Annotated in this window: 8 protein-coding genes; 5 read left to right on the forward strand and 3 right to left on the reverse strand. The window is 44.2% G+C overall.

The annotated features are described in order from the left end of the window. Positions 1-442: 442 nt before the first annotated feature. From ACE01T_RS15925 to ACE01T_RS15935, 3 genes are all read right to left on the reverse strand, one after another. A complete protein-coding gene (locus tag ACE01T_RS15925; protein ID WP_086197626.1) occupies positions 443-1,756 on the reverse strand; it encodes an ammonium transporter in 1,314 nt (437 codons plus the stop codon). A gap of 414 nt (positions 1,757-2,170) precedes the next feature. After that, positions 2,171-3,484 (reverse strand): ammonium transporter, encoded by a 1,314-nt coding sequence (locus tag ACE01T_RS15930; RefSeq protein ID WP_180044237.1) that lies wholly within the window; start codon positions 3,482-3,484, stop codon positions 2,171-2,173. Between the two features lie 304 nt (positions 3,485-3,788). Next, on the reverse strand, positions 3,789-4,388 hold the full coding sequence (locus tag ACE01T_RS15935; RefSeq protein WP_004704287.1) for a helix-turn-helix domain-containing protein: 600 nt from the start codon (positions 4,386-4,388) through the stop codon (positions 3,789-3,791). Between the two features lie 294 nt (positions 4,389-4,682). Between ACE01T_RS15935 and glnT the strand changes: the two genes are divergently transcribed. The 5 genes from glnT to ACE01T_RS15960 all read left to right on the forward strand — a co-directional run bounded on the left by glnT (position 4,683) and on the right by ACE01T_RS15960 (position 11,403). Continuing rightward, on the forward strand, positions 4,683-6,080 hold the full coding sequence (gene glnT / locus ACE01T_RS15940) for a type III glutamate--ammonia ligase (RefSeq protein WP_004704285.1): 1,398 nt from the start codon (positions 4,683-4,685) through the stop codon (positions 6,078-6,080). Positions 6,081-6,146: 66 nt separating this feature from the next. After that, the gene (locus ACE01T_RS15945; protein ID WP_395519659.1) at positions 6,147-7,061 is read left to right on the forward strand and encodes a class II glutamine amidotransferase; all 915 of its coding nucleotides are present in this window, start codon (positions 6,147-6,149) and stop codon (positions 7,059-7,061) included. A 33-nt stretch (positions 7,062-7,094) separates the two neighbouring features. Next, positions 7,095-7,820, forward strand: a complete 726-nt coding sequence (locus ACE01T_RS15950; protein WP_004704281.1) for a GltB/FmdC/FwdC-like GXGXG domain-containing protein — start codon at positions 7,095-7,097, stop codon at positions 7,818-7,820. A gap of 27 nt (positions 7,821-7,847) precedes the next feature. Beyond that, complete coding sequence (locus ACE01T_RS15955) at positions 7,848-9,182, forward strand: FMN-binding glutamate synthase family protein (RefSeq protein WP_004704280.1); 1,335 nt, start codon at positions 7,848-7,850, stop codon at positions 9,180-9,182. A 1,000-nt stretch (positions 9,183-10,182) separates the two neighbouring features. Beyond that, on the forward strand, positions 10,183-11,403 hold the full coding sequence (locus ACE01T_RS15960; protein ID WP_395519660.1) for a tyrosine-type recombinase/integrase: 1,221 nt from the start codon (positions 10,183-10,185) through the stop codon (positions 11,401-11,403). Positions 11,404-11,724: the final 321 nt, after the last annotated feature.

The following is an 11,724-nucleotide window of genomic DNA, read 5'->3' on the forward strand; positions in this document are numbered from 1 at the left end:
GAAACACCTAATGTTTTAGCTGCAACGCTAATGCTTACATATTTACTCATGTTGTATATAATAGTATAGAAATAAGTAGATTTCAATTAGTAGTTACAAACCCTGTATAGAAAATTTTCCTTGTGGTTTTTTGGGAATGTTCAGCAACCTATAGTGCTGGAGCACTCGGCATTCGATCATACAATCTCAAAGATGTGCTCTGGGAAATGACCGAAAGGAAGCCGTCAGCAAGCTATCTATCCCTGTTTTGCTCATAAGAGAGAATAATTGTTAACCCGTTGACAGGGTACTCAGCAGTTAAAATCCGCAGATGGACAGTAGCGGGATTTAATCCGCAAAGGGCAGCATAGCCATGTATGCAAATGATGCAAAGCGATGTTTATCCCAAGCCGCCATAAAAAAACAAGGGCCGAAGCCCTTGTTACTTGATTTTCCACGGCCTTTAATTATAAGCACGTTCGTTATGATCACTGACATCCAGGCCTTGTTGTTCCTGTTCTGCCGTGACACGTAGCCCCACGGTTTTATCAATGATTTTCAGCAAGATCCAGCTCAAGATGCCGACATAGGCAAAGGTCATCGCAATACTGGCCAGTTGTGCCAAGAATTGCGGGAGCAGGGAAATGCCTTCAACATTGCCGCCCAACTCCGGAATACAGAAAATACCGGTCAGCAGGCAGCCAACCATACCGCCAATGCCATGTAATGAAAATACATCCAGCGCGTCGTCTACGCCGAGCTTTTTCTTTAGTATCATAATCGCGTAATAGCTGGCCATACTGGTGAGCAGGCCAATCACAATTGCACCAAAAGGGCCAACATAAGCGGCCGCCGGGGTAATGCCCACCAAGCCGCCAATGGCACCTGAAGCCAGACCAAAGGCTGTGACATGGCCGGAATACATTTTTTCAGCAAACATCCAGCCGACAATACCACCGCAGGTTGCCAGCATGGTGGTCATCAAAATCAGTGCGGCTGAAGAATTGATGGCCAGAGCCGAACCCACGTTAAAACCGAACCAGCCGGCCCAGAGCAATGCTGCGCCAATCATCACAAATACTACATTGTGCGGCGGCATCGGCGTAGCAGGCCAGCCTTTACGTTTGCCCACCACTATGGCACCAACAAATGCCGTGACCCCGGCGGCAATATGTACCGCAGTACCGCCGGCAAAGTCCAATACTCCCCAGTTATGGAATAATGCACCTTTGCCGCCCCATACCATATGCGCCATTGGGCCATAGACCAGCACTATCCACAGAGATGAAAAAATAACCGTTGCCCGGAATTTCATTCTTTCCGCAAAGCCACCCAGTGCAATACACGGCGTTATCATGGCAAAGGTCATCAGGAACACAATCAAGATATATTCAGGAATGCCACCTGCCAGACTTTCTGCGGTGATGCCCTGCAGCATCAGTTTATCCAGGCCACCGACAATGCTGTTCAGGTTATAAACGCCCTCTTGCATATTAGTGGTATCGGTTGCCAGGCTATATACCCCGGCCACCCATAAAATGCCGACAATCCCGGCAATCGCAAAAAACTGGGTAAATAAAGACAGGATATTTTTGGCGCGGACCATACCGCCATAAAACAGCGCAAGTCCTGGAATAAACATCAGCAGGACAATAACAATAGAAACCATGAGCCATACAGTGGCAGGTCCATCAATCGTTCCCTCAGCGGCAAAAACTGCGCTAGGCGACAGCAGTACACTCAGCATGAGTAACTTCTTCACATTGTTCATTATCATGAATTGCTCCTGAATCTCATGAATATGGATTTACATTAGCTTGACCATTTTTTGGTGGGAATTGGTATTACTAAAGGGAATATTTCTTTCATGATTCAAGATGCAATTCTTATACCACTAGTCTGTAATTAATAATTATTTTATTATTTTTCAAGTATATATTTTTACTTAATTTACAGTTAAACGATCTATCATAATCATTTTCAAGCTAGGGCGTCTATATCTCAAAAGAAGTAACCCTTTAGCCATGGTCAGCTGTTTTCACCCCGGAAAAGCAGATGGAAACTGCCAGTCTCGGCATTGTACTTGCAAAAATAAAAGCAAATGCCCTGAAGCATTTGCTTGGTGAAGTTGAAGAATTTTAAATGGACTAAAATGAAATTTTAATTTATCAGTTGAAAGCTGGCCGTGGCGTTAATTGTTATATGCACGTTCGTTGTGATCGCTGACATCTAGACCGCGCTCTTCCTGTTCCGGGGTTACACGTAAACCGATGGTCTTATCGACGAACTTCATAATCAGCCAGGTCAGCACGCCACAATAAATTACGGTGAGTACAATACTGCCTGCCTGTGCAGCCAACTGGTTCAGCAGGGAAATGTCGGCCACTTTGCCGCCCAGTTGCGGGATGCAGAAAATACCGGTAAGCATACAGCCGACCATGCCGCCTATGCCATGCAGAGCAAAGACATCCAGGGCATCATCAATCCCCATTTTATGCTTCAGCTTGGTCACGGCATAAAAACAGCAGATGGCGGTGATAAAGCCGATCGCCAACGCACCAAAAGGTCCGACATAAGCTGCTGCAGGGGTAATGCCCACCAATCCGCCAATCGCACCTGAAGCCAGGCCCAAAGCCGTGACATGATGGGTATGCATTTTTTCAATCACCATCCAGCCTAAGATGCCGCCGCAGGTCGCCACCATAGTGGTCATCATGGCAATGGTGGCCGATGCATTTACCGCGAATGCAGAACCGACGTTAAAGCCGAACCAGCCTACCCATAAAAATGCTGCGCCGATCATGGTATAGACCACATTGTGCGGGGGAACGGGTGCAGCCGGCCAGCCTTTACGCTTGCCTAATACAATTGCGCCGACTAAGGCGGCAATGCCGGCATTAATATGCACCGCGGTACCGCCAGCAAAGTCCAGAACTCCCCAGGTGTGCATGATTGCACCTTCACCGCCCCAGACCATATGAGTCATTGGTCCATATACCAAAACCAGCCACAGAGCAGAAAACAACACCACCGCGCCAAACTTCATGCGTTCAGCAAAAGCACCTATGGCCAGACAGGGGGTAATGATTGCGAAAGTCATGCCAAAAATGATCAGAATATATTCAGGTACACCGCCCAGCAGAGTATTTTCATCAATACCCACCAGAAAGGCCTTATTTAAACTGCCGACAAAGCTGTAGAGATTGGTTACCCCTGCTTGCATATGGGTTTTGTCTGCACTCATGCTATAAACCACAGTCAGCCACAGTACACAAACCACGCCTGCTACAGCAAAAAACTGGGTATAAATGGACAGAATATTTTTGGCACGGACCATACCACCATAAAACAGCGCCAAGCCGGGAACAAACATCAGCAGCACCAACAGTGTGGACAGCATCATCCATACGGTAGAGGCGCTATCCAGATCGGTCTCACCTGCAAAGGCTAAGCCTGGTAGCAGCAGGCTCGCTGCGACAATTCTTTTTAAATAATTTACCCACATAGGTTGTACTCCGGATTTTTTTCACTAGGCTGTAAAGATCAATATCCCAAAATCAATGCGTTGCAATAATATATTCTTATTGGGAATATTTATTTATTTTTAAGCAAAGCAATTCTTATACCAGAGTTGAATCCTGATCCATGGAACAGTCGAGTGATGCTGTCGTAAAGGAGGGGCTGTTGAGATGGCGAAGGAGCAATAAGGGTAGGGCAAGATAAACTTTGATTACGCTACCGCACGGTTTTTGCGAAGCGTATAAGCAAAAAAGATGGCAATGCCATCTTTTGATAAAAACAGGGCCGCTTTATTCGGCCTGGTTATCCCCATAGTTCACCATAGAGATCAAACGAATGGGGACTTTAATCAGTTGTTCTGGGCCATGCGGAATTTCACCATCTAAAGTCAAGCAGTCGCCTGGCTGCATATGAAACACTTCATCGCCATGACGGTACATGATTTCACCTTCAATCAGATACAGCATCTCTGTTCCCGGGTGGGCAAAGGTGGGAAATTCTTCGCTGGCATCATCCATGCTGACCAAATAGGCTTCAAAGTTTTTGCGCGGCCCGCGGGAATGGGTCAGCAGGTGATACGTATGCCCTTTTTCGGTACCGCGACGCACCACTTCCATTCCTTCGCCTGATTTCACAATCATTGCCCGGCTTTCCTGATGGTCATATTGACTGAATAAGGTGGATAAGGGTATTCCCAGTACTTCACATAGGCGGCTTAGCGTTTCAAGGCTGGTCGAGACCTGAGCATTCTCAATTTTACTCAGCATACCCTGACTGATTTCAGCAGTCTGCGCGACTTCCGCCAGTTTCAAGCCCTGTTCCTGACGACAGCGTTTGATTTGAATGCCAATGTACTGTTCCAGTTTAAGGCTGTTCTTGTTTTGTCTCATTATGGATCAACTCGCACTGTTTTGAATCTAAATCCTGCTGACTCTTAATCAAAATTAAAAAGCAGCCCCGATATGGAATGAAAGTATTATTTTATGAAACTTTTATTCTCTTTAGGAATATTAAGGCTTTTAGGCCCCAAGCACAAATTTTTTAACCGATCTAAAAAAGTTGGCAAGAGAATTGCTTTCTCTTTAGGAAAGAAAGTTTCTTCTGCTGAATAATACATTGAATCAAATATCTGTGCATTATTCGAGCCAAATATCATTTTTTGTCATATCGGGAGTATGTCAAATATGTTCCAGCAGGCCATCGTAAAAGAGTTCTTTGAAGAAGAACAGGACATCATTAGCAAGCCCAAGTACCGTGCAGAAGTACAGAAAGTCATTGATGATCATCAATTAAAATATGTATTGGCTCAGTTTGTCGATATTCATGGGTCAGCAAAAACGAAATCTGTACCGATTTCGGGTCTCAAAGCCATTGAAGGTGCAGGGGTAGGTTTTGCCGGTTTTGCCATTTCAGGGATGGGAATGCAGCCGCATGGTCCAGACTTTATGGTGAAAGGTGATTTATCTTCTTTAACACCGGTACCCTGGCAGCCCGGTTATGGCCGTGTGGTCTGTGAGGGCTATGTCAACGGCAAACCGCATCCCTACGATTCTCGCTATGTACTGCGCAAACAAGTTGAGCGCCTGTCGGCTAAAGGCTGGACCCTCAATACCGGCCTGGAACCTGAATTCAGCTTGTTCCGCCGTGGTGAAGACGGCAAACTGAAAGCAGTCGATGAGTCAGACAATCTGGACAAGCCCTGCTATGACTATAAAGGTCTATCCCGTTCACGCCAGTTCCTGGAACGGATTACCGAGGCTTTAATTCCAGTCGGTTTTGATATTTACCAAATTGACCATGAAGATGCAAACGGCCAGTTTGAGATTAACTATACCTATAGTGATGCCATGAACTCGGCGGATATGTTCACGTTCTTCCGTATGGCGGCCGGTGAAATTGCCAATGATTTGGGCATGGTCTGTTCATTTATGCCCAAGCCAGACCCGAAACGTGCCGGCAATGGCATGCATTTCCACTTGTCGATAGGCAGTGCAGAATCCAGCAACCTATTTAATGATGACAGTGATCCGCAAGGCATGGGCTTGTCAAAAATGGCCTATCACTTTATTGCAGGGTTGCTTGAGCATGGTCCGGCCCTGTGTGCCTTCTGTGCCCCAACTGTGAACTCATATAAGCGCCTGGTGGTGGGTCGCTCCCTTTCAGGTTCGACCTGGGCACCGGCATTTATTGCCTATGGTTCAAATAACCGCTCCGCCATGGTTCGTATCCCTTATGGCCGTATTGAACTGCGTTTGCCGGATGCCGGTTGCAACCCTTATTTGGTTTCTGCAGCGATTATTGCTGCCGGCTTAGACGGTATTGAACGTGAACTGACCCCGCCACCTGCATGCAATGAAAACCTGTATACCTTGAGTTTGGAAGAAATTGCTGCACGTGGTATTGGCACCCTGCCTCAATCCCTGAAAGAAGCTGTCGAGGCTCTAAAAGCAGATCCGCTGTTTAGAGAAACTCTCGGTGCTGAAATAGTTGACGAATTCATCCTGCAAAAAAGCATGGAATGGGTTGAATACAGCCGCCATGTTTCAGATTGGGAAATTCAGCGCTATACCGAATTTTTCTAAACTTTATTTTCACCCCATAGCGTCCCTAGGACATGAATTAAAAAGAGCATTTAGCGGAGAACAATTATGTGCGGAATCGTAGGCTTATACTTAAAAAATCCAGCTTTGGAATCACAACTCGGTAAACTGTTTGAACCGATGCTGGAGTCGATGACCGGGCGTGGTCCTGACAGCGCAGGCTTTGCCATTTATGGTGACGAAGTGTCTGAGGGCTGGGTCAAACTCACCTTGCAGTCGGTTGAAGATGAATTTGACTGGTCTGCATTTGCAGAAGCACTGAAAGCGGAACTGAACACCGACATGGACTGGTTCCAAAACGCCACGGCTGCAGTCATTAAAGCAAAATCTGATGAACAAACAGTGCGCGCGGCGATTGGCAAAATTGCCCCACAGCTCAAGATCATGAGTGTCGGTCAAAGCATCGAAATTCTTAAAGGCATGGGTTTGCCGGTCGAAATTTCTGAGCGTTTCGGTTTATCGAATATGAAAGGCAGTCACATTATCGGTCATACCCGGATGGCCACTGAAAGTGCAGTGACCATGGAAGGCAGTCATCCATTTTCTACCGGCGCTGATTTATGTTTAGTACATAACGGTTCTCTGTCTAATCACGCCCGTTTACGCCAGGAGTTAAAACGTGAAGGCATCAGCTTTGAAACAGATAACGATACCGAAGTGGCTGCAGGCTATCTGACTTGGCGTTTACAGCAAGGGGATTCTCTGGCAGAAGCACTGAACAATGCATTGGACGATCTGGACGGTTTCTTTACCTTCGCGATTGGCACCAAAAACGGTTTTGCCGTGATCCGCGATCCGATTGCCTGTAAACCGGCCGTGTTGGCAGAAACCGATGACTATGTGGCCATGGCTTCCGAATATCAAGCCTTGGCATCATTGCCGAATATTGACAAAGCCAAGGTCTGGGAGCCAGAACCAGCCACCTTATATGTTTGGCAACGCAGTGCAGATCAAGCCGCCTAAGAATGACCCAGAATAGAAAACAGGAATAACCCTATGAATACAGCATTTGCAGAAAAAATCAGCACTTCAATTTTAAAAGATGAATTTGATTTAAGCGTAGACAGCATCCGTGATTTAAACCAGGCCCTGCATAGCAAAGAACTGACCGACAGCATTGTAGACTGGAAAGTCAGCAATCCAGGCGGCCAGCATAATATTGCAGTTGGCATTAAAGCCCCTGTGAATGTCACCATTGACGGCCATGCCGGATATTACTGCGCCGGCATGAATCAAGAAGCTCATGTCATCGTCAACGGTAATGTTGGGGTGGGCGTAGCTGAAAATATGATGTCAGGTTCAGTGTATATCAAAGGCAATGCCTCTCAAGCAGCAGGCGCAACAGCGCATGGTGGTCTGCTGGTCATTGAAGGGGATGCTGGGGCACGCTGTGGCATTTCAATGAAAGGCGTCGATATTGTGGTAGGCGGCAGTATTGGACACATGAGCTGCTTCATGGGACAGGCTGGCCGTCTGGTGGTTTGTGGTGATGCAGGCGACGCGTTGGGCGACTCGCTGTATGAAACCAGAATTTATGTCAAAGGTGTGGTGAAGTCTCTAGGTTCAGACTGTATTGAAAAAGAAATGCGTCAGGAACATCTGGCAGAACTGGCAGAACTGCTGTCTAAAGCCGGATTTGATGAAGATCCTGCTTCTTTCAAACGTTATGGTTCGGCACGCCAACTGTACAACTTCAAAGTCGACAATGCATCTGCATACTAATCAAGCGTAATAATGGAGCAATCAATCATGACTCAAACTATCCAAGAATTTGAACCCGTGTTACGTGAATCTGCAACGTTTGACCGTTTAACCATTCAAGAAATCCAGCGTGCAGCGGCAACCGGCATCTATGACATCCGTGGCGGTGGTACCAAGCGTAAAGTGCCACACTTTGATGATTTGCTGCTGCTTGGTGCAAGCATGTCACGCTACCCGCTGGAAGGCTATCGTGAAAAATGCGGTACCGATGTGGTACTGGGTACACGCTTTGCCAAAAAACCGATTCATTTAAAAATTCCTGTAACAATTGCCGGCATGAGCTTTGGTGCATTATCTGCCAATGCCAAAGAATCTTTAGGCCGCGGTGCATCTATGGTCGGCACATCTACCACAACCGGTGACGGTGGCATGACCCCTGAAGAACGTGGTCATTCGCAAACATTGGTGTATCAATATTTGCCATCGCGCTACGGCATGAATCCTGACGATTTGCGTAAAGCAGATGCGATTGAAATCGTACTCGGACAAGGTGCTAAACCCGGCGGTGGCGGTATGCTACTGGGCATGAAAGTGACGGAACGTGTGGCAGGCATGCGTACTTTGCCAGTGGGTGTCGATCAGCGCAGTGCTTGCCGTCATCCGGACTGGACGGGTCCAGATGACTTGGCAATTAAAATTGCTGAAATCCGTGAAATCACCGATTGGGAAAAGCCAATCTATGTCAAAATCGGGGCCAGCCGTCCATATTATGACGTAAAACTGGCGGTGAAAGCTGGTGCAGATGTGATCGTGCTGGATGGCATGCAAGGCGGTACAGCAGCTACCCAAGAAGTGTTTATTGAGCACGTCGGTATTCCTATTCTTCCTGCCATTCCGCAAGCGGTACAAGCCCTGCAGGAAATGGGTATGCACCGTAAGGTTCAGCTGATTGTTTCTGGTGGTATCCGCACAGGTGCCGATGTGGCCAAAGCGATGGCATTGGGAGCAGATGCGGTAGCAATTGGTACAGCAGCGCTGATTGCGCTCGGAGATAACCATCCGCGTCTAGACAAAGAACTGAAAGAAATTGGTTCAGCAGCGGGTTATTATGATGACTGGCAAAATGGCCGTGACCCTGCAGGGATTACGACTCAGGATCCAGAACTATCAAAACGTCTCGATCCGGTTGAAGGTGGACGCCATTTGGCCAATTACCTGCGTGTTTTGGTCTTGGAAGCACAAACCATGGCACGTGCCTGCGGTAAATCGCATTTGCATAATCTGGATCCGGAAGATCTGGTGGCACTGAATGTCGAGGCGGCGGCAATGGCTCGTGTACCGCTTGCTGGAACCAACTGGATTCCAGGTCAAACGCAGTATTAATAAACCCTCATCAGATGGAGATGCATCATCTCCATCTGATGATCTCATCGATAACCTGATTTAAATCTTGCAAGGTTGTTGAAACTTATTAGATTAAATCTTTTTTAAATATTTTATTTGTAATAAATACAATTACATAGATAAATATTTCTCCATCAGGTCATTTGCAATGATCTTGGCCCATTTATTTTAAAATAAGAATTTTCCAAATTTAGTCATATTTCAAGACTGATTTTTAAGCCACAGGAACATACAGGGAAGGATAAAATTTCTATCTATCCTCATACAGATGTTTATCTTGCATGTAATAAATCAATATTCTGTTCAATCCGGCTTTGAATCATATGGAGCATTTCTGATCGAATCTGCTCAGTCAACAGATCATCCGCGATCTGATTGAATTAGTGCACAACCTCTCAGAAATCGAAATCACAATTTCATCGGCGACTGGCACAGAAAAGCTCGGCTTGCCAAGAACCCCGTTTGACCATCACTGGTTGGCTAAGATCCAGCGCCTTATCATAATCTCCATTTGCTGATATCCAGCGGGATCTTCACAGAAAGTGACATCGTAAGCGGCTTAAAGCCGTCCAAGGTTTTAGGCTGTATTATCCCCTGTAATAGCCTCCCTAGAACGGTTGCCAAATTCAGTGGTTCTTTGCCAATATTCTATTCATTCACATCATACTCCTGTTGCCTGACCGTTTGACTGTCTTATTGTCTTCGTTGGGGGGGCATATTTGGATACATAAAAAACTCGCTGATCAAGTTAATTTAACTCTTTCTCGGCATTAAATTCCTAGAGCAGCAGTTTCAGATATCTTGCAAGTAATATTGGTGGTACTTAATCTGGTAACTAAAAATGAAATACTAAAAATTAAATTAATATAAAACAATAAATTAAAAAATAGTATGATGCGTATGATACGCATCACATAAAAATTGCTTAAATTTGCTATAATTAATATCTACAGTGTCATTAGTGGTTCGGTTTAAATTTATGAGTCTTACGGAAGCGAAGGTACGCCAGGCTAGGCCCAAGGAAAAAGTTTATTTTCTTACAGATGACGATGGTTTAAGTTTGAAGGTGGAATTGAATGGACGTAAATCTTGGAGTTATCGTTATTCAGTAGCAGGTAGTAATAAGCGTCCGCGGGTAAAGTTGGGCGAATATCCTTTCATGTCATTAAAAGAGGCCAGAACTACCCGGGATGAATATAAATTTAATGGTTATAAAAATGAAACAGTACGTAAAAAAAATATAAAAACATTTCAAGACATTTGCGAAGAATGGTTAGAGTTCAAAATAAAAAACTCTTTTAAAGATGAACCTCGTTGTGGTGTTATTCAATTGGCAAAAAAATTTTTAAATCATGAGATTTATCCTGATTTAGGAAATATGCCATTTAATGAAGTGAAAAGATATGATTTAGTGACTATCGTTAAAAATATAGAAGCACGTCATGTCAAGGAACCTGTTAAAAAAGCCTACAGTTATTTAAACCAAATTTATGATTATGCTGTGGCAATGGGTTATTGTGAATATAATATTGCTCATGGATTAAATAAAATATTAATAAAAAATAAAATCAAAAAAAATTATCCTTATTTAAAATCAGAAAATTTACCTAATTTTATAACCAGATTGAGTCAAGTTAATACGGACCCTATCATAAAAAAAGCCTTATTATTTAAACTTTATACTGGAGTTCGTGGGGCTGAGCTTCTACTTTGTGAACCACATCATTTTGATTTAGATAATAAAATTTGGAAAATACCAGCTTTGCATATCAAACAGTTCCGACGGAAAGTCATTTTAGGCCATGATATTCCTGATTTCCTAGTCCCTTTATCAGCCCAAGCAATGACTCTGATAAAATCGGCTTTAGCTTGGTCTCATGGTGAAAAATATGTATTTTCTAGCCCCCGTTATCCAGATAGACCTCTGCATTTTAATACATTAAATATAACCATTCGAAAAATGGGCTATGATAAGGATGAACTATCTGCACATGGTTTACGTTCTACTTTTAGTACTATATTAAATGAATCTGGATTATTTCAGTCAAATTGGATTGAAGCGCAACTATCACATACGGATAAAAATAAAACACGGGCAAGCTATAATCATGCTGAATATCTTGTACAACGTATTGAAATGATGCAGTGGTGGGGGAATTATATCGCTAGCCTAGTTAAGGATCAGGTTGCACAAGATTAATCTATATAGGCTTCTTCCATAAATTATTCTTACTTAACTGCAATTTCTAGATTGAGGCAGTTAAATTTAATCAAATTAAATCTCAAATTCGCTTTTTTACTCGGTTACCGACAATACTCATCAAGTATTTTAAACTGCCAGATATATGATCAGTCCCCATTCTTCTTTTATTGATTTATGATAGGAATCTCATATTGATCAGATAGCCAAGTTCTAATTAACCTGAGTTCGATATAAAAAAAGAGTAGAAAAAAAGCCCTGTTTTTGTAACATATTGGTTCTCAAGACAAAATGTTATAAAACAAGGCTTCTCAATGGATC

The sequence above is a fragment of the Acinetobacter uliginosus genome (genome assembly GCF_044130295.1).
GTDB lineage: Bacteria > Pseudomonadota > Gammaproteobacteria > Pseudomonadales > Moraxellaceae > Acinetobacter.

What these genes read in the sequence shown, in the direction of transcription:
- ACE01T_RS15925 (WP_086197626.1), bottom strand. Translation starts at nt 1,756, where the DNA reads ATGATAATGAACAATGTGAAGAAGTTACTCATGCTGAGTGTACTGCTG.
- ACE01T_RS15930 (WP_180044237.1), bottom strand. Translation starts at nt 3,484, where the DNA reads ATGTGGGTAAATTATTTAAAAAGAATTGTCGCAGCGAGCCTGCTGCTA.
- ACE01T_RS15935 (WP_004704287.1), bottom strand. Translation starts at nt 4,388, where the DNA reads ATGAGACAAAACAAGAACAGCCTTAAACTGGAACAGTACATTGGCATT.
- glnT (WP_004704285.1), top strand. Translation starts at nt 4,683, where the DNA reads ATGTTCCAGCAGGCCATCGTAAAAGAGTTCTTTGAAGAAGAACAGGAC.
- ACE01T_RS15945 (WP_395519659.1), top strand. Translation starts at nt 6,147, where the DNA reads ATGTGCGGAATCGTAGGCTTATACTTAAAAAATCCAGCTTTGGAATCA.
- ACE01T_RS15950 (WP_004704281.1), top strand. Translation starts at nt 7,095, where the DNA reads ATGAATACAGCATTTGCAGAAAAAATCAGCACTTCAATTTTAAAAGAT.
- ACE01T_RS15955 (WP_004704280.1), top strand. Translation starts at nt 7,848, where the DNA reads ATGACTCAAACTATCCAAGAATTTGAACCCGTGTTACGTGAATCTGCA.
- ACE01T_RS15960 (WP_395519660.1), top strand. Translation starts at nt 10,183, where the DNA reads ATGAGTCTTACGGAAGCGAAGGTACGCCAGGCTAGGCCCAAGGAAAAA.